This window comes from Tersicoccus solisilvae (assembly GCF_014643255.1).
Taxonomy (GTDB): domain Bacteria; phylum Actinomycetota; class Actinomycetes; order Actinomycetales; family Micrococcaceae; genus Tersicoccus; species Tersicoccus solisilvae.
The window spans coordinates 110091-130455 of the sequence record NZ_BMJI01000006.1 but is presented as its reverse complement, the minus strand read 5'-3'; the positions used below and the strand labels follow the sequence as shown (position 1 = coordinate 130455).

General features: G+C 71.9%; 12 protein-coding genes and 1 tRNA gene. 10 read left to right on the top strand and 3 right to left on the bottom strand.

Translation table 11 applies throughout. From position 1 onward, the window contains the following. Positions 1–134 precede the first annotated feature (134 nt). The 3 genes from gltB (at position 135) to pyk (ending at position 8044) form a co-directional block, all read left to right on the top strand. Positions 135–4940 carry a glutamate synthase large subunit gene (gene gltB, locus IEX22_RS07430; RefSeq protein ID WP_229659846.1) on the top strand — a complete coding sequence of 1602 codons (4806 nt, stop codon included), beginning with the start codon at positions 135–137 and terminating at the stop codon, positions 4938–4940. After that, complete coding sequence (locus IEX22_RS07425) at positions 4933–6399, top strand: glutamate synthase subunit beta (protein ID WP_188667696.1); 1467 nt, start codon at positions 4933–4935, stop codon at positions 6397–6399. Before gltB ends, IEX22_RS07425 begins: the two co-directional genes overlap by 8 nt. A gap of 136 nt (positions 6400–6535) precedes the next feature. Further along, entirely contained in the window at positions 6536–8044 is a 1509-nt protein-coding gene (gene pyk / locus IEX22_RS07420; RefSeq protein ID WP_188667695.1) for a pyruvate kinase, read from the top strand. An 83-nt stretch (positions 8045–8127) separates the two neighbouring features. Here the strand turns inward: pyk and IEX22_RS07415 are convergent, their stop codons facing one another. Continuing rightward, entirely contained in the window at positions 8128–8685 is a 558-nt protein-coding gene (locus IEX22_RS07415; protein ID WP_229659856.1) for an ANTAR domain-containing response regulator, read from the bottom strand. Positions 8686–8879: 194 nt separating this feature from the next. Here IEX22_RS07415 and IEX22_RS07410 point away from each other — a divergent pair. Then, a tRNA-Leu gene (locus IEX22_RS07410) sits at positions 8880–8961 on the top strand. Positions 8962–9036: 75 nt separating this feature from the next. Here the strand turns inward: IEX22_RS07410 and IEX22_RS07405 are convergent. Next, on the bottom strand, positions 9037–10071 hold the full coding sequence (locus IEX22_RS07405) for a PHP domain-containing protein (protein WP_188667693.1): 1035 nt from the start codon (positions 10069–10071) through the stop codon (positions 9037–9039). Positions 10072–10262: 191 nt separating this feature from the next. On the opposite strand from IEX22_RS07405, the gene IEX22_RS07400 reads away from it, so the two are divergent. Together IEX22_RS07400 and IEX22_RS07395 are read left to right on the top strand one after the other, a co-directional pair. Continuing rightward, the gene (locus IEX22_RS07400) at positions 10263–11471 is read left to right on the top strand and encodes an inorganic phosphate transporter (protein WP_306464432.1); all 1209 of its coding nucleotides are present in this window, start codon (positions 10263–10265) and stop codon (positions 11469–11471) included. After that, positions 11468–11689, top strand: coding sequence for a hypothetical protein (locus IEX22_RS07395; RefSeq protein ID WP_188667692.1), 222 nt, complete (start codon positions 11468–11470; stop codon positions 11687–11689). Before IEX22_RS07400 ends, IEX22_RS07395 begins: the two co-directional genes overlap by 4 nt. Before the next feature lie 104 nt (positions 11690–11793). Here IEX22_RS07395 and IEX22_RS07390 read toward each other — a convergent pair whose 3' ends face one another. Continuing rightward, the gene (locus tag IEX22_RS07390) at positions 11794–12282 is read right to left on the bottom strand and encodes a hotdog fold thioesterase (protein ID WP_438816611.1); all 489 of its coding nucleotides are present in this window, start codon (positions 12280–12282) and stop codon (positions 11794–11796) included. A gap of 937 nt (positions 12283–13219) precedes the next feature. On the opposite strand from IEX22_RS07390, the gene polA reads away from it, so the two are divergent. From polA to rpsA, 4 genes are all read left to right on the top strand, one after another. Further along, positions 13220–15946 (top strand): DNA polymerase I, encoded by a 2727-nt coding sequence (gene polA / locus IEX22_RS07385; protein ID WP_268236868.1) that lies wholly within the window; start codon positions 13220–13222, stop codon positions 15944–15946. Between the two features lie 22 nt (positions 15947–15968). Beyond that, positions 15969–17273, top strand: a complete 1305-nt coding sequence (locus tag IEX22_RS07380; protein WP_188667690.1) for a GNAT family N-acetyltransferase — start codon at positions 15969–15971, stop codon at positions 17271–17273. A gap of 29 nt (positions 17274–17302) precedes the next feature. Next, positions 17303–18598 (top strand): GNAT family N-acetyltransferase, encoded by a 1296-nt coding sequence (locus IEX22_RS07375; RefSeq protein ID WP_188667689.1) that lies wholly within the window; start codon positions 17303–17305, stop codon positions 18596–18598. Between the two features lie 219 nt (positions 18599–18817). After that, positions 18818–20287, top strand: coding sequence for a 30S ribosomal protein S1 (gene rpsA, locus IEX22_RS07370; protein ID WP_188667688.1), 1470 nt, complete (start codon positions 18818–18820; stop codon positions 20285–20287). Positions 20288–20365 lie beyond the last annotated feature (78 nt).

Here is a 20365-nt window from a genome sequence, read left to right as displayed (position 1 = left end):
CCCGGTCTCCGACGTCAGTGCCGCCTCCCGATCCGGATCACACCCGGGCGGGCCGCGCCGTTCACACCCGCGCACCTGGTGCGCTCCCGGGGCCAGCGTCGTCCCCTCACGCTTCATCCTGGGAAGGACACGCCATGACTGATCAGCATCCGTCACCGCTGCCCGAGAACACGTCCGGCGCCGCCGTCGAGAACCCGGTCGGGACCACCGGCATCGCCGCGAACGACGCCGTCGAGAACGCGGCCGTCGACGCCCTCGAGCACGACGCCGACCCCGTCGCCGCGCGCGATGAGTCCCGGGGCAGCGAGTCCCAGGACACCGGCACCCAGGACACCGGTACCCAGGACACCGACGCGCAGGCGTCCGGCGTGGCCCGCCCGTTCCAGGAGTTCACCGCGGCGCCCGGCCGGCAGGGCCTCTACGACCCGGAGAACGAGAAGGACGCCTGCGGCCTGGCGGTGATCGCGACCCTGCGCCGCGAACCGGGTCACGACATCGTCGACGCCGCCCTGACCGCGCTGCGCAACCTCGAGCACCGTGGCGCCGTGGGCGCGGACGAGGGGACCGGCGACGGCGCGGGCCTGCTCACCCAGGTGCCCGACGCATTCCTGCGCGCCGTCGTCGACTTCGAGCTGCCCGAGCAGCACCGCTACGTGGTCGGCACCGCGTTCCTGCCCGCGGAGGAGGCAGACCGGCAGACCGCCGTCGACGGCCTGGAGGCCCTCGCGGCGGAGGAACGGCTGACCGTCCTCGGCTGGCGCGACGTGCCCGTCGTCGCCGACCTGGTCGGCGCGATGGCCCGGCGAACCATGCCGTTCTTCCGGCAGCTCTTCCTCGCCCTCGAGTCAGGGGAGGCAGCCGACCAGGTCACCCTCGAGGCGCGGGCCTTCCGGCTGCGCAAGCGGGCGCAGAACAAGTTCGGCGTGTACTTCCCGTCCCTGTCCTCCCGCACCCTCGTCTACAAGGGCATGCTGACCACCGCGCAGCTCGAGCCGTTCTACCCGGACCTGTCCGACCCCCGGTTCACCACGCGCCTGGGCATCGTGCACTCCCGGTTCTCCACCAACACGTTCCCGTCCTGGCCGCTCGCCCAGCCGTTCCGCACCATCGCGCACAACGGCGAGATCAACACGGTCAAGGGCAACCGGAACTGGATGCGGGCCCGGCAGTCGCAGCTGAGCCACCCACTGCTGGGCGACAGCCCGGAACGGCTCTACCCGATCTGCACGCCGGGTGCCTCGGACTCCGCGTCCTTCGACGAGGTCGCCGAGCTGCTGATGCTCTCGGGGCGGCCGATCGAGCACGCGATCATGATGATGATCCCGGAGGCGTGGGAGAACCACGCCACCATGGACCCGGACCGCCGCGCGTTCTACGAGTACCACTCGATGATGATGGAGCCGTGGGACGGCCCGGCGTGCGTGTCCTTCACCGACGGCACCAAGGTCGGGGCCACCCTGGACCGCAACGGGCTGCGCCCGGGCCGCTACTGGGTCACCGACGACGGCCTCGTGGTGTTCGCCTCCGAGGTGGGCGTGCTCGGCATCGACCCGGCGAAGGTCGTGCGCAAGGGCCGCGTCGCCCCGGGGAAGATGTTCCTCGTCGACACCGAGGCCGGGCGGATGATCGAGGACGACGAGATCAAGGCGACCGTGGCCGCGTCCAACCCGTGGGGTGCCTGGGTCAAGGAGAACCTGCTCAGCCTCGAGGACCTGCCCGAGCGCGAGCACGTCACGCACACGAGCGCGTCCATCACCAAGCGGCAGCGCACCTTCGGGTACACCGAGGAGGAGCTGCGGATCCTGCTCGCCCCGATGGCGCGCACCGGTGCGGAGCCGCTCGGTGCCATGGGCTCGGACACCCCGATCGCGGTCCTCTCGAAGCGCCCCCGACTGCTGTTCGACTACTTCGTCCAGTCCTTCGCCCAGGTGACCAACCCGCCGCTGGACGCCATCCGCGAGGAACTCGTCACCTCCATGCGGTGCTCGCTGGGGCCCAACGGCAACCTGCTCAACACCGGCCAGGTGCGGGCGAAGCAGATCCGGTTGCCGTTCCCCGTGATGAGCAACGACCAGCTCGCGAAGATCTCCGCCCTGCGCGGCGCCGACGACGAGGCCCTGACCATGCGGGTGCGCGGCCTCTATCGGCCCGACGGCAACGGCGAGGCCGCGCTGCGGGCGCGGCTGACCGAGATCAACGAGAAGGTCTCGGCCGCCGTCAACCGCGGGGTGCAGTACGTCATCCTCTCCGACCGGGACTCCAACGCCCAGTGGGCGCCGATCCCGTCCCTGCTGCTGCTCTCCTCCGTGCACCACCACCTGCTGCGCAGCGCCACCCGCACCCGGGTCTCGCTGATCGTCGAGACCGGCGACGTGCGCGAGGTCCACCACGTGGCCCTGCTCGTCGGGTACGGCGCGTCCGGCGTCAACCCCTACCTGGCGATGGAGAGCTGCGAGGAACTGGTCCGCAACGGCACCGTCGAGGGGATCAGCCCGGAGCAGGCCGTCGCCAACCTGATCAAGGCGCTCGGCAAGGGCATGCTCAAGATCATGTCCAAGATGGGCATCTCGACCGTCGCCTCGTACTGCGGGGCGCAGACGTTCGAGGCACTCGGCCTGTCCCAGGCGCTCGTCGACCAGTACTTCACCGGCACGACCACGCAGCTGGGCGGTGTCGGCCTCGACGTCATCGCCGCGGAGACCACGGCCCGGCACCGGGGCGCCTACCCGCCCGACGGCGGCGACGACGACCCGCACCGCGGCCTGGAGATCGGCGGCGAGTACCAGTGGCGCCGGGAGGGCCCACCGCACCTGTTCAGCCCCGAGAACGTGTTCCGGCTCCAGCACGCCACCCGGTCCCGCCGGTACGACGTGTTCAAGGCCTACACCGCCGGCGTCGACGACCAGTCGGCGGCGCTGATGACCCTGCGCGGGCTGTTCGCGTTCAAGGACGGCGTCCGGGAGCCGGTCCCGCTGGAGGAGGTCGAGCCCGTCTCGGCCATCGTCAAGCGGTTCTCCACCGGCGCGATGAGCTACGGCTCCATCTCCCAGGAGGCGCACGAGACCCTCGCCATCGCCATGAACCGGCTGGGGGCGAAGTCCAACACGGGGGAGGGCGGCGAGGACGTCGAACGGCTGCTCGACCCCGAGCGCCGCTCCGCGATCAAGCAGGTGGCCTCGGGCCGCTTCGGCGTGACGAGCCTGTACCTGACCAACGCCGACGACCTGCAGATCAAGATGGCCCAGGGCGCCAAGCCCGGCGAGGGCGGCCAGCTGATGGCCCGCAAGGTGTACCCGTGGGTGGCCCGCACCCGGCACTCCACGCCCGGCGTCTCCCTGATCTCCCCGCCGCCGCACCACGACATCTACTCGATCGAGGACCTGGCGCAGCTGATCTTCGACCTGAAGCGGTCCAACCCGGCCGCCCGCGTGCACGTCAAGCTCGTCTCCGAGGTGGGCATCGGCACCGTCGCGGCGGGGGTGACGAAGGCGAAGGCCGACGTCGTGCTCGTCTCCGGCCACGACGGCGGCACCGGCGCGTCCCCGTTGAACTCGCTCAAGCACGCCGGCGCTCCCTGGGAGCTCGGCCTGGCCGAGGCGCAGCAGACCCTGATCCTCAACGGGCTGCGCGACCGCGTCGTCGTGCAGGCCGACGGGCAGCTGAAGACCGGCCGCGACGTCGTCATCGCGGCGCTGCTGGGGGCCGAGGAGTTCGGCTTCGCGACCGCCCCGCTCGTGGTCTCGGGCTGCATCATGATGCGCGTCTGCCACCTGGACACCTGCCCGGTGGGCGTCGCGACGCAGAACCCCGAGCTGCGGTCCCGGTTCACCGGCAAGCCCGAGTTCGTCGTCAACTTCTTCGAGTTCATCGCCGAGGAGGTCCGGGAGATCCTCGCCTCCCTCGGGTTCCGCTCGCTCGCCGAGGCCGTCGGCGCCACCGACGTGCTGGACACACGGCGCGCCGTCGACCACTGGAAGGCCGAGGGCCTGGACCTCGACCCGATCCTGCGCGGCCCGCAGTTCGGCGCCGATGTGCCGCGCCGCAACCGGGTGGGCCAGGACCACGGCCTGGACAAGCACTTCGACAACCATCTGCTGGCGATGAGCGCCGAGGCCATCGAGCACGGCACGCCCGTGAAGATCTCGGTCGACATCGTCAACACCGACCGGTCCGTCGGCACCATGCTGGGCCACGAGGTGACGCGTCGCCACCAGCTGGCGACCCTGGCGGAGAACACCATCGACGTCACCCTGACCGGCCAGGCCGGGCAGTCCCTCGGGGCGTTCGTGCCCGCCGGGATCACCCTGCGGCTGTTCGGGGACGCCAACGACTACGTGGGCAAGGGGCTCTCCGGCGGCCGGATCATCGTCCGGCCGGACCGCGCCAGCTCCTTCGCCGCCGAGCACGAGGTGATCGCCGGCAACGTCATCGGCTACGGCGCCACGAGCGGGCACCTGTTCCTGCGCGGCCTCGTCGGCGAGCGGTTCCTGGTGCGCAACTCCGGGGCCACCGCCGTCGTCGAGGGCATCGGCGACCACGGCTGCGAGTACATGACCGGCGGCGTCGCCCTCGTCCTCGGCCCCACCGGCCGCAACCTCGGCGCCGGCATGTCCGGCGGCACCGCCTACGTGCTGGATCTCGATCCGGCCGCGATGAACACCGACAGCATCGCGTCGGGCGACCTCGGGCTGCTGCCCCTGGACGCCAACGACGTCGAGCTGGTCCGGTCCCTGATGATCACCCACCACGCCGAGACGGAGTCCGCGCTGGCCGAGCGGCTGCTCGCGAACTTCGAGACGACCGTCGGCCGGTTCACCAAGATCCTGCCCCGCGACTACTCCGCGGTCCTCGCGACCCGGAACCAGGCGGAGCAGGAGGGGCTGGACCCCGACGGCGACGAGGTGTGGACCCGCATCCTGGAGGCGACGACCCATGGCTGATCCCCGCGGCTTCCTCAAGACCCGCGACCGCCAGACCCAGCCGCGCCGGCCCGTGCCCGTGCGCATCATGGACTGGAACGAGGTGTACGAGCGGCAGGAGAAGGGCGTCCTGCAGGCGCAGGCCGGCCGCTGCATGGACTGCGGTGTGCCGTTCTGCCACCAGGGGTGCCCGCTGGGCAACCTGATCCCCGAGTGGAACGACCTGATGTGGCGGGACCGGCCGCGCGAGGCCATCGAGCGCCTGCACGCGACCAACAACTTCCCGGAGTTCACCGGGCGGCTGTGCCCCGCGCCGTGCGAGGCGTCCTGCGTGCTCGGCATCAACCAGCCCGCCGTGACGATCAAGCAGATCGAGGTCTCGATCATCGACGAGGCGTTCGACCACGACTGGGTCGAGCCGGTGATCCCCACCCGCGTCACCCACCAGACGGTCGCGGTCGTCGGCTCCGGGCCCGCGGGTCTGGCCGCCGCGCAGCAGCTGACCCGCGCCGGACACACCGTCGCCGTGTACGAGCGTGACGACGAGATCGGCGGCCTGCTGCGCTACGGGATCCCCGACTTCAAGATGGAGAAGGTGCACCTGCAGCGGCGCCTGGCGCAGATGGAGGCGGAGGGCACCCGGTTCCGCCCGGGCGTGACCATCGGCAAGGACATCTCCTTCAGTGCGCTGCGCCGCCGGTACGACGCCGTCGTGCTCGCCACCGGCGCCACCGTACCCCGCGACCTGCCGATCCCGGGCCGGGACCTGGCCGGCGTGCACTTCGCCATGGACTACCTGGTGCCGCAGAACCGCATCGTCGCCGGCCAGCGCGTGGACGAGGCGATCGACGCCGCGGGCAAGCACGTCGTCATCCTCGGCGGCGGCGACACCGGAGCGGACTGCATCGGCACCGCCCACCGGCAGAAGGCCGCCTCGGTGACCACGCTGGCGATCGGCAAGCGGCCCTCGGAGGAGCGCGCCGAGCACCAGCCGTGGCCGATGTTCCCCACCCTGTTCGAGGTGGCCTCCGCTCACGAGGAGGGCGGCGAACGGACCTACCTCGCGTCGACGGTCGAGTTCGTCGGCGACGACGAGGGCCGGGTCCGGGCGCTGCGCGTCGCCGAGACGGAGTACCGCGACGGCAGCCGCGTGCCCAAGCCGGGCACGGAGCGCGAGATCCCGGCGGACCTCGTGCTGCTGGCGCTCGGTTTCACCGGTCCGGAGACGCAGACGCTGACCGCGCAGCTGGAGACCGAGCTGGACGGCGGGCGCACCATCGCCCGCGACGGCTACTACATGACCAACGTCGACGGGGTGTTCGCCGCCGGCGACGCGGGCCGCGGCCAGTCCCTGATCGTGTGGGCCATCGCGGAGGGCCGCGCGTGCGCCGCCGCCGTGGACACCTACCTGCGGGGCAGCACCCGGCTGCCCGCGCCGGTGGCACCCTCGGACCGGCCCATCGACCTGCTGCCGTTCTGACGGCGGCGGACCCTCGGCTGGGGCCATCCGGCAGGCTCGGCGTTCGTCTCGGCGTCACCGACCGGACGGCCGCCCGTCACGAAGCACACCCCCGTGGACGGTCGTCCGCGGGCATCCGATCACTAGGCTAGGACACATGAGAAGAGCAAAGATCGTCGCCACGTTCGGGCCGGCGCTCGAGGACTACGCCCAGGCGAAGGCCGCCCTCGAAGCGGGCATGAACGTCGCCCGGCTGAACATGAGCCACGGCGACCACGCGGTGCACGCCAGCAACTACGAGAACATCCGGCGTGCCGCCGAGGAGCTGGGCCAGCCCGTGGGCATCCTCGCCGACCTGCAGGGCCCGAAGATCCGGCTGGGCCGGTTCGAGGACGGCCCGCACCAGCTCGCGGTGGGGGACACCTTCACCATCACCACCGAGGACGTGCCCGGCACGAAGGACATCTGCTCGACGACGTTCAAGGGCCTGCCCCAGGACGTGCGCACGGGGGACACCCTGCTGATCGACGACGGCAAGGTCGTCCTGCAGGCGACGTCCGTCGGTGCCACCGAGGTGCAGACCGTGGTCGTCGTCCCCGGCGCGGTGTCCAACAACAAGGGCATCAACCTGCCCGGCGTCGCCGTCAACGTCCCCGCGCTGAGCGAGAAGGACGAGGACGACCTGCGCTGGGCCATCCGGCAGGGCGTCGACATCATCGCCCTGTCCTTCGTGCGCAACGCCGAGGACGTCCGCCGGGTGCACGAGATCATGGACGAGGAGGGCCGCCGCGCCCCCGTCGTCGCCAAGATCGAGAAGCCGCAGGCCGTCGAGAACCTGCACGCCATCATCGACGCCTTCGACGCCATCATGGTCGCCCGTGGCGACCTCGGCGTCGAGCTGCCGCTCGAGCAGGTGCCGCTGGTGCAGAAGAAGGCCGTCGAGCTCGCCCGCCGCTGGGCCAAGCCGGTGATCGTGGCCACCCAGGTGCTCGAGTCCATGATCGACAGCCCCCGCCCGACCCGCGCCGAGGCGTCCGACTGCGCCAACGCGGTGCTCGACGGCGCGGACGCGGTCATGCTCTCCGGCGAGACCAGCGTCGGCAAGTACCCGATCGAGACGATCCGCACCATGGCGCGGATCATCGAGACCACCGAGCAGGGCGGTCTCGGCTACATCCCGCCGCTGGGCACCAAGCCCAAGACGCGAGGCGGCGCGATCACCCGTGCCGCCGTCGAGATCGGCGACATGCTCGACGCCAAGTACCTCTGCACGTTCACGCAGTCCGGTGACTCCGCCCGGCGGCTGTCCCGGCTGCGGCCGAGCAAGCTGGTGTTCGCGTTCACCCCGATCGAGCACGTGCGCAACCAGCTGTGCCTGGCCTGGGGCCTGCAGCCGGTGTACTCGGAGACGGTCGAGCACACGGACCAGATGACCGAGTTCGTCGACACGTTCCTGCAGGAGAACCGGCTGGTGGAGATCGACGACCTCGTCGTCATCGCCGCCGGTTCGCCTCCCGGACAGGTCGGCACCACCAACTCGCTGAAGGTGCACAAGGTCGGCGACCGCGGCGACTCCGGCAAGGTGCTCGAGGGCAGCGCCCGCAAGAAGGAACCGCTCGGGCCGTGGCCGGCCACCTCCGGCGCCCCGGGGGACCAGCCGTCCTGACCCGGTCGCTCCGACACGCGAAGGGCCGCCTCCCCACCGGGGAGGCGGCCCTTCGGCGTAGGGGCGTCGCGATGCCGGGGCGGTCAGGCCATCTGGCTGATGATGGTCTCGGCGACCTGGCGCATGCTCAGGCGGCGGTCCATCGAGGTCTTCTGGATCCACCGGAACGACTCCGGCTCCGTCAACCCCATCTTCGTCATCAGCAGGCTCTTCGCCCGCTCCACCAGCTTGCGGGTGGCGAACTGCTCCTGCAGGTCGGCGACCTCGGCCTCGAGCGCCGTGATCTCCTCGTGCCGGGAGAACGCGATCTCGATGGCGGGGATGAGGTCCGCGGGGGTGAACGGCTTGACCACGTAGGCCATCGCCCCGGCGCTGCGGGCCCGCTCCACCAGTTCCTTCTGGCTGAAGGCGGTCAGCAGCACGACGGGGGCGATCCGGTCCGCAACGATCTGCTCGGCCGCGGTGATGCCGTCCATCACCGGCATCTTCACGTCCATCAGCACGAGGTCGGGGTCGAGTTCCTTGGCCAGGTCGACAGCCTTCTGCCCGTTGTCGGCCTCGCCGACGACGTCGTACCCCTCACCGCGCAGGATCTCGATGATGTCCAGCCGGATCAGGGTCTCGTCCTCCGCCACCAGCACCCGCCGGGCCGGGTGACCGGCACCGCCGTCGGACGAGGTCGATGCGGCGCTCGCCGTCGACGGCTGATTCGCTTCTGACACTTCAGTTGCTCCTCACTGCGCGGGCACGCGCGTCGGCTGACGGGGTGCGCCGCTCCAGCCTATCGGCAGGTAGAGTGGATTCCCGCACGGGCCCGTCACGGTGCCCGCGGCAAGCCCGAATGGCGGAATCGGCAGACGCGCCGCACTCAAAATGCGGTACCGAGAGGTGTGTGGGTTCGAGTCCCACTTCGGGCACCGTTCCGGTCGGAATCGGCCGGCCTGCGTTCGGTCGGCACCGCACCGGGCACGGGGACTGGCGACGTCCGAAGGTCAGCGGGCCTGGTCGCCCCCGGGCTTCGTGCTCCAGGCCAGGAGGTCCTCGACGGGCCAGGTGGTCACGATCCGCTCCGCCGGGACGCCGAGGCGCTCGGCACGCTCGGCGCCGTACTGGAGGAAATCCAGCTGACCGGGGGCGTGGGCGTCCGTGTCGATGCTGAACCGGCACCCGGCCTCCAGCGCCAGTTCGATCAGCTCGTCCGGCGGGTCCACCCGCTCGGGGCGGGAGTTGATCTCGACGGCGACGTCGTGCTCCGCGCACGCCGCGAAGACGGCCTCCGCGTCGAACTCCGACGGCGGCCGGGTGCCGCGCCCGCCCGTCACCAGCCGGCCGGTGCAGTGGCCGAGCACGTTGGTGTGCGGGTCGGCGATCGCGGTGAGCATCCGGCGGGTCATCGTCCTGGCGTCCGAGCGCAGTTTCGAGTGCACGCTGGCGACGACGACGTCGAGCCGGCCCAGCACGTCCGGCGTCTGGTCCAGGCTGCCGTCCTCGAGGATGTCGACCTCGATGCCGGTGAGCACACGCACCGTGGATCCGGCGGCGTTGAGGCCGGCGACGATGTCCAGTTCGTGCTCCAGGCGCTCGGTGCTCAGCCCGTTGGCGATGGTCAGGCTGGGGGAGTGGTCCGTCAGGGCCAGGTACTCGCGGCCCAGGACCGCGGCGGCGGCCACCATCTCCTCGATCGGGGATCCGCCGTCGGAGAATTCACTGTGACTGTGCAGGTCGCCGCGCAGCTGCGCCCTCAGGTCCGCACCGCCCTCGGCCAGCGGCCGCGCGCCCCGCTCGCGTGCGGCGGCCAGGTAGTCGGGCACGCCGCCGGCGAGGGCCTGGGCGATCACCTCGCCCGTGCGGCCCCCGATCCCCTTCATCCGGGCCAGCCGGCCGTCCGCGTTCCGGGCCAGCAGGTCGTCGCGGTCGAGGCCGCGGATGGTGTCGGCCGCCCGGCGGAACGCCTTGACCTTGAAGGTGGGCGCCAGCTCGCGCTCGAGCCAGAAGGCGATCTCGGCGAGGGCATCGACGGGGTCCATGAGACCATCCTGCACCGTCCCCCTGCCCGTCATCGCGGCACCCGGGCGAGCGCCGTCGGCCGGTGGGGCGCGCATGCCCTACCTGCTAGGGTGGCCGTCGGCCGTCGTCGCGGTCGTCCGCCGTTCACCCGGGGCTTGCCCGGCGTTCATCCGGCACCGTCCCAATCCCGCACCCGCAGAGGGGAATCACCGTGGACCTCACCGTCGTCGTGGTCCTGGTCGTGGCGATGGCGTTGTTCTTCGACTTCACCAACGGCTTCCATGACACGGCCAACGCGATGGCCACGCCCATCGCGACCGGCGCCATCACCCCCCGCGTGGCCGTCGCCACCGCCGCCGTGCTCAACCTGGTCGGCGCGTTCCTCTCGACCGAGGTGGCGAAGACCGTCTCCGGGGGGATTCTGCGGGAGGGCGACGGCGGCGCGGCCGTGCACCCCGAGCTGATCTTCGCCGGTCTGCTCGGCGCGATCGTGTGGAACATGCTCACCTGGCTGCTCGGGCTGCCGTCCAGCTCCTCCCACGCGCTGTTCGGCGGGCTGATCGGTGCCGCCATCATCGGCAGCGGGATGGGAGCGGTGAACTTCCCCGTCGTCGTCTCCAAGGTGATCCTGCCGGCGCTGCTCGCTCCCGCCGTGGCGGGCCTCGCCGCCTTCCTCTGCACCCGGCTCGCGTACGCGCTGACCCGCCGGTACGACGCCGAGTCGGGGGAGAAACTGACGCAGCGGCGTCGCGGCTTCAAGTACGGACAGATCTTCTCCTCCTCCCTCGTCGCTCTCTCGCACGGCACCAACGACGCGCAGAAGACGATGGGGGTCATCACGCTCGTCCTGATCGCCGCGGGTCTGCAGCCCTCGGGCACCGGGCCGGAGCTGTGGGTGATCGCGGCGTGCGCGCTGGCCATCGCGCTGGGCACGTACGCCGGCGGCTGGCGGATCATCCGCACGCTCGGCGCGGGGCTCACCGAGGTCAAACCCGCGCAGGGCTTCAGCGCGGAGACGAGCACCGCGGCCGCGATCCTCGCGTCCTCCCACCTCGGGTTCGCGCTCTCCACCACGCAGGTCGCCTCCGGGTCCGTGATCGGCTCCGGGCTCGGCCGCCGTGGCGCCGGCGTGCGATGGAGCACCGCGGGCCGCATCGTCATCGGTTGGGTGCTCACGCTGCCCGCCGCCGGCATCGTCGGCGCCATCGCCGCCTGGGGCGCCGGGCTCGGCACGGTGGGCCTGGTGACGGTGACCGTCATCGCCGTCGCCCTGATCGTCGGCATGTTCGTGCGGGCCAACCGGCAGCAGATCAGCCATCACAACGCCATCGAGGTCCACGCCGCCGGCACGGCCGTCGACATCCCGCCGAAGAGCCGCCGGCGTGAGCTGGCGCGGGCGGCGCGGGAGCGGCGCGGATGATCAACGGGAGCGCGTTCCTCGTCGTCGCCGTCGCCACCCTCGTGGCGGCGCTGACCCTCGTCTTCCTCTTCTCGCTCGGCGTGCGGCTCGGCGCGATCGCCAACGACCGCGCGGGAGGTCAGGCGCGGGCCCTCACCTGGGCATCTCGCCTGTGCTTCGCCGGCAGCGCCGTCACCGTGCTGTACGGGGTGTACCTGATCGTCCCGGTCTTCCACTGACGGGAGCCGGTCACCGGCGTCCGGACGGCCGCCCCGAGCACGGCCCCGGCCGTCCTCAGCCCCGGCGGCCGGCCGTGCTCAGCCCCGGCGGATCAGGTTCGTGCTCAGCCCCGGCGGATCAGGTTCGTGATCCGGGCGGTGGAGAGCCGCCGGCCCTGATCGTCCGTCATCACCACCGCGTAGGTGGCCATCGTCCGGCCCCGGTGCAGGGGCGTGGCGGTGCCCGTGACGATGCCCTCCCGGATGCCCCGGTGGTGGGTCGCGTTCACGTCGGTGCCGACGACGATCGCTTCCGGCCCGGCCCACAGGGACGCCGCCGTGGAGCCGAGGGTCTCGGCCAGCACCACGTGGGCGCCGCCGTGCAGCAGCCCTACCGGCTGGGTGTTCCCCTCGACCGGCATCGTCGCGACACAGCGCTCGGCCGTCAGCTCCGTGAACACGATGCCCATCCGGTCCGCCAGGCCCGTGCCGGCGAACGGGAACCGCTCGTGCAGGTCGTCCGGGATGCCGCGGGCGCGCAGCCGCGCCCGGGTCTGCTCGGTCAGGGGCGGGGCGGCGGGGCGGGGTGCTGCCGGGCGGGAGGAGTCGGTCACGGCGCTCATTCTCGCATTGCACGCCGGTCGGACGGGTCGGACGAGACGGGCGGGCGGGCTCCGCGGGCGACGTCGGCGGCACAGTCGGCGGCCGGGACGCTGAACTTGTCGAGTGTGCGGGTGTTGCGCTGTTCGTGGCCGGTTGGCGACGTCGTTCGCACAGTCGGCGGCCGGGAGGGCGGCGCGGGACCGCGGGCGGAACGGGCGGGCGGGTCGGCGGCACAGTCGACGGTCGGATCGGCGGTCGGGACGCTGAACTTGTCGAGTGTGCGGGTGTTGCGCTGTTCGTGGCCGGTTGGCGACGTCGTTCGCACAGTCGGCGGTCGGGAGGGCGGCGCGGGACGGCGGGGTGGACGGCGGCTCGCGCTCCGGCGTCGGCGGCCGGCGCGCTGAACTCGTCGAGTGTGCGGGTGTTGCGCTGTTCGTGGCCGGTTGGCGACGTCGTTCGCACAGTCGGCGGTCGGGTCGCCGGGTCGGGACGGCGGCACAGTCGGCGGGCGGGCTCGGCGGCCGGCGCGGCGGCTCGCGCTCCGGCGTCGGCGGCTGGCGCGCTGAACTCGTCGAGTGTGCGGGTGTTGCGCTGTTCGTGGCCGGTTGGCGACGTCGGCCGCACAGTCGGCGGTCGGGACGGTCGGGACGGTGGGGCGGAACGGGCGGGCGGGTCGGCCGCACAGTCGGCGGCACAGTCGGCGGCCGGCGTCGGCGGCTGGCGCGCTGAACTTGTCGAGTGTGCGGGTGTGGCGCTGTTCGTGGCCGGTTGGCAACGTCGTTCGCACAGTCGGCGGTCGAGAGGGCGGCGCGGGATCGCGGTCGGGTCCGCCGCACAGTCGGCGGTCGGGCCGGCGGTCGGGACGGTGGGGCGGGACGGTGGGGCTCGTCGCCGGGCGCAATGGGCCGGCGCCGTCCGGCGACGGCGGCCAGCAACTAGGGTGGACGGGTGACTGAGACGACGAGCCCGGACAAGCCCACCCTGCTGCTCATCGACGGCCACTCGATGGCCTTCCGGGCGTTCTTCGCCCTCCCGGTCGAGAAGTTCAGCACCACCACGGGCCAGCACACGAACGCCGTCTACGGCTTCACGTCGATGCTGATCAATCTGCTCAAGCAGGAGCGGCCCACGCACATCGCCGTCGCGTTCGATCTGTCCACGCCGACCTTCCGCGACGCCCAGTACGACGCCTACAAGGCCGGCCGCAGCGCCACGCCGAACGAGTTCAAGGGCCAGATCGACCTGATCGGCCGCGTGCTGACCGCGATGAACATCCGCACCGTCACGGCGGAGGGCTTCGAGGCGGACGACGTGATCGCCACGCTCGCCACCCAGGGCGAGGACGCCGACTTCGACGTCCTCGTCGTCACCGGCGACCGGGACGCCTTCCAGCTCGTCGACGACGCCGTCACCGTGCTCTACCCGCGCAAGGGCGTCACCGACCTGCCCCGGATGGACGCCGCCGCCGTCGAGGAGAAGTACTTCGTCCCGCCGAACCGCTACCCGGACCTGGCCGCGCTGGTGGGGGAGACCGCGGACAACCTGCCCGGTGTGCCCGGCGTCGGCCCCAAGACCGCGGCCAAGTGGATCACCCAGTACGACGGGCTCGAGGGCGTGCTCGCCCACGCCGACGAGATCAAGGGCAAGGCCGGTGAGGCCCTGCGCGAGCGCCTCGACGACGTGCGCCGCAACCGCCAGCTGAACCGGCTGATCACCGACGTCGAGCTGCCCGTGGGCCTGGACCACCTCGGCATGAGCGCCCCGGACCGGGAGGCCATCGACGAGCTCTTCGACGCCCTCGAGATCCGCACCCTGCAGCCGCGGCTGTTCGAGCTCTTCGGCGAGGAGCAGCAGCCGGTCGTCACCGAGGAGATCGTCCCGCCGGAGCTGGCACCGCTCACGGCCGCGGCCGAACTGACCGCGTGGCTGGACGCCGCCCCGGCCCCGGTGGCCCTGGTGCCGCTGGTCGACGGCGCGGACGCCACCACGCTGGTCCTGGTGGCCGAGCCCGCTCCGGGGCAGGGGCGGGAGGATGCCGCGGGCGACGCCGTCGGGGCCCGGATCGACCTCACGGGCCTGGACGCACCGGCCGAGACGGCTCTGGCCGGCTGGCTGGGGGATCGGGCCGCGCCCAAAGTGGTGCACGACCTGAAGACGGTCTACAAGCTGCTCCGCGGCGGCCGCGGGCTGGTGCTCGACGGCGTCGTCGACGACCCGTCCCTGTCCGGCTACCTGCTGCAGCCCGACCGGCGCAGCTACGAGCTGGGCGACCTCGCCCAGCACCACCTGCGCATCAGCATCGCGGCCACCGAGGCCGCCGGCGCGCAGACGGAACTGGACCTCACGGGGGACGAGGAGCAGACCCGGCTCGCGACGGCCGCGCGCAACGGCATCGTCCTGCTGCGGCTGAGCCGGTACCTCACCGCCGAGCTGGCCGACCGCGGCTCCGCGGACCTGATGACCCGGCTCGAACTGCCGCTCGCCAAGGTCCTCGGCGACATGGAGCTGGCCGGCATCGCCGCGGACGCCGCGCACCTCTCCGCGCTGACGGACGACTTCACCACGGCCATCGACGCCGCTCAGCGCGAGGCGTTCGCCGTCATCGGCAAGGAGATCAACCTCGGCTCGCCCAAGCAGCTGCAGGCCGTCATCTTCGACGACCTCGGCCTGCCGAAGACGAAGAAGATCAAGACCGGGTACACGACGGACGCGGACGCCATCACCGACCTGATCGCCCGCACCGACGGCCACCCGTTCCTCGTCGCCCTGCTCGCCTACCGCGACGCCAGCAAGCTGCGCCAGACCGTCGAGGGATTGGTCAAGTCCGTGGCCGACGACGGGCGGATCCACACCACGTACGTGCAGAACATCGCCGCCACCGGCCGGCTGTCCTCGATGAACCCGAACCTGCAGAACATCCCGATCCGCACCGACGAGGGACGCCGGATCCGGGAGGTGTTCGTCGTCGGCGGTGGCTACCGCACGTTGCTGACCGCCGACTACTCCCAGATCGAGATGCGGATCATGGCCCACCTCTCCGGCGACGAGGCCCTGATCCAGGCGTTCCGCGACGGCGAGGACCTGCACCGTTTCGTCGGCTCCCACGTGTTCGGCGTCGCCCCCGAGGACGTCACCCCGGCGATGCGGTCCAAGGTCAAGGCGATGTCGTACGGGCTCGCCTACGGGCTCAGCTCCTTCGGCCTGTCCAAGCAGCTGGCCATCGGCGTCGACGAGGCCCGCTCCCTGATGAGCGACTACTTCGCGCGGTTCGGCGCCGTCCGGGACTACCTGCGCGGCATCGTCGAGACCGCCCGCAAGGACGGTTACACCTCGACCATCGAGGGGCGCCGCCGCTACCTGCCGGACCTGTCCAGCGACAATCGGCAGCTGCGCGAGATGGCGGAGCGGGCCGCGCTGAACGCGCCCATCCAGGGCTCCGCCGCGGACATCATCAAGAAGGCGATGCTCGGCGTCGACCGGGGGATCGCGGCCGCGGGCCTCTCCTCCCGGATGCTGCTGCAGGTCCACGACGAGCTCGTGCTCGAGGTGGCCGACGGCGAGGAGGAGCAGCTGACCGCCCTGGTCCGGGAGCAGATGGCCGGCGCCGCCGACCTGTCCGTGCCGCTGGACGTCTCCGTGGGCCTCGGGCGCAGCTGGCACGACGCCGCCCACTGAGGTGGTGACCTACGCTGGTCGGGTGACGGACAGCGACGAGTACCAGATCCGCCGGTTCCGGGCCGGGCTGCAGGACGGGACCGTGTCCCCCGAGACGGAGGCCTGGCTGCAGGCCGTCAACCGCGGCTTCCACGAGCAGGCGTTCACCCCGAAGACCCTGCGCCGGGAGGCGGAGTTCATCCGCGCCGACGACCGGCTGATGACGGGCGTGTACGTCGACGCGACGCCGGTGCACTCGGTCGGCGCCGAGGTGCCCGTCGCCACGTTCACCACCTACACGAGCACGCTGAGCACGGGGGAGACCCTGCTGCCGGCGCACCTGATCTCCGACGTCACGGTCCGCCCCACGCATCGGCGGCGCGGCCTGCTGCGCCGGATGATGACGGAGAGCCTCACCGCCGCCCGCGACGCCGGCCTGCCGATCGCCGCCCTGACCGCGTCCGAGGCCACGATCTACGGTCGGTTCGGCTTCGGGGTGGCCACGCAGACCAGCACCATCGAGCTGGACACGACGTCGCGCTTCGCCCTGCCGTCCCTGGACCGCGGCGCCGTCGGCACGGTCGAACTCGCCCGCCGCGAGGCCATCGCCGAGGTGGCCGGGGACATCTTCGCCCGCTTCCACGCCGCCACGCGCGGTTCGGTCGGCCGGCAGGCGTCCTACCCGGCGCGCATCGACGGCACGATCAACGGGCACGCCGACGAGCCGGACCTCACCGTCCGCGCCGCCCTGCACTACGACGCGGACGGCACCCCGGACGGGTGCGTCACCTACCAACACGTCGAGTCGCGGGACGCGGTGTCCGAGGTCAAGGTCATCGACCTCGTCGCCACCGGGCCGGACTCCTACCTCGGGCTCTGGAACTTCGTCGGCAACCTCGACCTGATCCAGCGGGTCCGGTACGACGCGGCCCGGATCGACGACCCGCTGCCCTGGGCCATGGCCGACACCCGCGGCTACCGCGTCACCGGCCGGGACGACCGGCTGTGGCTGCGCATCCTCGATCCCCTCACCTGCCTGCAGTCCCGCCGCTGGTCCGGCGACGGCGAGCTGAGCCTCGCAGTGGAGGATCCGCTCGGTCTCGCCGCCGGCACCTTCGACCTCGGCGTCTCCGGCGGCGTCCCCTCCGTGCAGCAGACCGCGGCCGCGCCCCGCCCGGACGCCGACGTCACCGTCGACGTCGCCTCCCTCGGCTCGGCGTTCCTCGGGGGCGCCACCATCGGGGCGCTCGCCGACGCCGGCAGGATCCGCGGCGGCGGCACGGCCGTGGCCCAGCTGTCCCGGATGTTCGCCGTCGACCGCGCCCCGTACTGCATCACCCACTTCTGACCCGCCCCGCCCCCGGACCGGAGAACCGCATGCCGCAGACCGACGACGAGTTGCGCTGGTTCCGCCCCGGCGGCACCGACGAGGCGTCCGACGCCGCCACCCGGACCTGGGCGGAGGCCGTGTTCCGCGGCTTCCACGACAAGCCCCCGGTGCCGGGCCAGGTCGAGCGGATGGCGCGTTTCTACCGCGAGGACGACCGGGAGCTGGGCGGCGTCTACGTGGCGGGCACCCCGGAGGGCGCCGTGGACCCGTCGATCCCGGTGGCCACGTTCGCCAGCATGACGAACACGCTGAACACGGGGGCGACACTGCTGCCCACGCACGAGATCACCGCCGTCACCGTCCGCGCCACGCACCGCCGGCGCGGCCTGCTGCGGCGGATGATGACCGAGGACCTGCGGCGGGCCGCCGACGCCGGGCTCGCCATGGCGGCCCTGACCGCCTCCGAGGCGACCATCTACGGCCGCTTCGGCTTCGGCGTCGCCGTCGAGCGGGAGTCGCTGCGGATCGACACCCGGCGGGGCCTCGCGTTCGGCCCGGCGACCGGGCCGGCGCCGGCCGGGCGGACCGAGTTCATCGAGCGGGAGGGCATCGCCGCCGTCTCCCGCCGGGTGTTCGCCCGCTGGCACGCGATCACCCCCGGCTCGATCGACCGGCAGGCCTCCTACCCGGGCAACATCGACGGCACCCTGCACGACGGCGGGATGGAGCCGGACACGGCGGTCCGCGGCGCGGCGCACTGGGGCGAGGACGGCGAGCCGGACGGCTACGTCACCTGGAGGTTCGCCGGCTGGGACACCGAACCGACGACGGTCCGGGTGCTCGACCTCGTCGCCGCCACCGACGACGCCTACCGCGCCCTCTGGGAACTGCTCGGCTCCCTCGACCTGGTCGACCGGGTGACGTGGGACCACGCGAGCGTCGACGAGCCGTTGCGCTGGGCGATCGCCGACCCCCGCAGCTGCGCCGTCACGGAACGGGAGGACAGCCTGTGGCTGCGCATCCTCGACCCCGTCGCCGCGCTCCAGGCGCGGCCCGGCGGGGCTCCGGGCACGGTCCGGCTGGCTCTCACCGACGCGCTCGACATCGCCGCGGGCACCCTCGAGGTGGTTTCAGAGGACGGCCGGCTGACCGCCCGGCGCGTCGAGGACGCGCCGGCAGACGTCACGCTGCCGGTCGCCGCCCTGAGCTCGGCCTACCTGGGCGGGATCAGCGTGGACACCCTCGCCCGGGCGGGCGCCGTCACCGGGGATCCGGAAGCGGTGCAGCGCCTCGCCGGCATGCTCGCCACCGGACGCGTGCCGCAGTGCCTCACCCAGTTCTGAGCCGTGCCGGAGATCCACCGCGGCGCCGGCCGGGAATCGGCGGCGCCGCGCCGGCGTTGAGACAAACGGCGCGACACCGAAGCCGTCTTTGCGCGGGTTGCCGCCAGCAACTAGACTGAGGTGGCGCATTCTGCGTGCGCGTGACATCACTTTTTTCACCCCGTGTGCGGCCCCGGCCGCGCGCACCGACCATCCACCACAAATCGGAGTCCCTCCTACATGACCATCACCGCCACCGACAAGACCGCTGCCCCCCAGGTTGCGGTCAACGACATCGGCACCGCCGAGGACTTCCTCGCCGCGATCGATGCAACCATCAAGTACTTCAACGACGGCGACCTCGTTGAAGGCACCGTGGTCAAGGTCGACCGCGACGAAGTCCTGCTCGACATCGGTTACAAGACCGAGGGCGTCATCCCGTCGCGCGAGCTGTCCATCAAGCACGATGTCGACCCCGGTGAGGTCGTCTCCGTCGGTGACGAGGTGGAAGCCCTCGTCCTGACCAAGGAGGACAAGGAAGGCCGCCTGATCCTCTCCAAGAAGCGGGCTCAGTACGAGCGCGCCTGGGGGGATATCGAGAAGATCAAGGAAGAGGACGGCGTCGTCACCGGCACCGTCATCGAGGTCGTCAAGGGCGGCCTCATCCTCGACATCGGGCTCCGTGGCTTCCTGCCGGCGTCGCTGGTGGAGATGCGTCGCGTCCGCGACCTGGCCCCGTACATCGGCCAGGAGCTCGAGGCGAAGATCATCGAGCTGGACAAGAACCGCAACAACGTGGTCCTGTCCCGCCGTGCGTGGCTCGAGCAGACCCAGTCCGAGGTCCGCTCCGACTTCCTCAACAAGCTGCAGAAGGGCCAGGTCCGCCCGGGTACCGTCTCCTCGATCGTCAACTTCGGCGCGTTCGTCGATCTGGGCGGCGTCGACGGTCTGGTGCACGTCTCCGAGCTGTCCTGGAAGCACATCGACCACCCGTCCGAGGTCGTCGAGGTCGGTCAGCCGGTCACCGTCGAGGTGCTCGACGTCGACCTGGACCGCGAGCGGGTCTCCCTGTCGCTGAAGGCGACCCAGGAGGATCCGTGGCAGACGTTCGCCCGGACCCACGCCCTGGGCCAGATCGTCCCCGGCAAGGTCACCAAGCTGGTGCCGTTCGGTGCGTTCGTCCGCGTGGAGGACGGCATCGAGGGCCTGGTGCACATCTCCGAGCTGGCGACCCGCCACGTGGACCTGGCCGAGCAGGTCGTGTCCGTGGGCGAGGAGCTGTTCGTCAAGGTCATCGACATCGACCTGGACCGCCGCCGCATCTCGCTGTCGCTGAAGCAGGCCAACGAGGGCGTCGATCCCGAGTCCACCGAGTTCGACCCGGCGCTGTACGGCATGGCCGCCGAGTACGACGACGAGGGCAACTACAAGTACCCGGAGGGCTTCGATCCGGAGTCCAACGAGTGGCTCGAGGGCTACGAGTCGCAGCGGGCCACCTGGGAGGCGCAGTACGCGCAGGCTCAGGAGCGGTGGGAGGCGCACAAGCGTCAGGTCACCACGCAGGCCGAGGCCGCGGCGGAGAACACCGGTGGTGGCAGCTTCGACTCCGGCACCACCAGCTACTCCTCCGACGACACGTCCCGCGACGCGGGCACGCTGGCCTCGGACGAGGCGCTGGCCGCCCTGCGCGAGAAGCTCACCGGTAACTGATTCGGAAGTCGTTCGACCCCACGAGGCCCCGGCAGCTGCGGCTGCCGGGGCCTCGTGCCGTCCGGGCGGGCTGCCCCC

Bases quoted from the DNA above. Each gene is read 5' to 3' on its own strand.
- IEX22_RS07405 (WP_188667693.1), bottom strand. From the start codon at position 10,071: ATGGACCCCGTCGATGCCCTCGCCGAGATCGCCTTCTGGCTCGAGCGC.
- IEX22_RS07375 (WP_188667689.1), top strand. From the start codon at position 17,303: ATGCCGCAGACCGACGACGAGTTGCGCTGGTTCCGCCCCGGCGGCACC.
- pyk (WP_188667695.1), top strand. From the start codon at position 6,536: ATGAGAAGAGCAAAGATCGTCGCCACGTTCGGGCCGGCGCTCGAGGAC.
- gltB (WP_229659846.1), top strand. From the start codon at position 135: ATGACTGATCAGCATCCGTCACCGCTGCCCGAGAACACGTCCGGCGCC.
- rpsA (WP_188667688.1), top strand. From the start codon at position 18,818: ATGACCATCACCGCCACCGACAAGACCGCTGCCCCCCAGGTTGCGGTC.
- IEX22_RS07395 (WP_188667692.1), top strand. From the start codon at position 11,468: ATGATCAACGGGAGCGCGTTCCTCGTCGTCGCCGTCGCCACCCTCGTG.
- IEX22_RS07425 (WP_188667696.1), top strand. From the start codon at position 4,933: ATGGCTGATCCCCGCGGCTTCCTCAAGACCCGCGACCGCCAGACCCAG.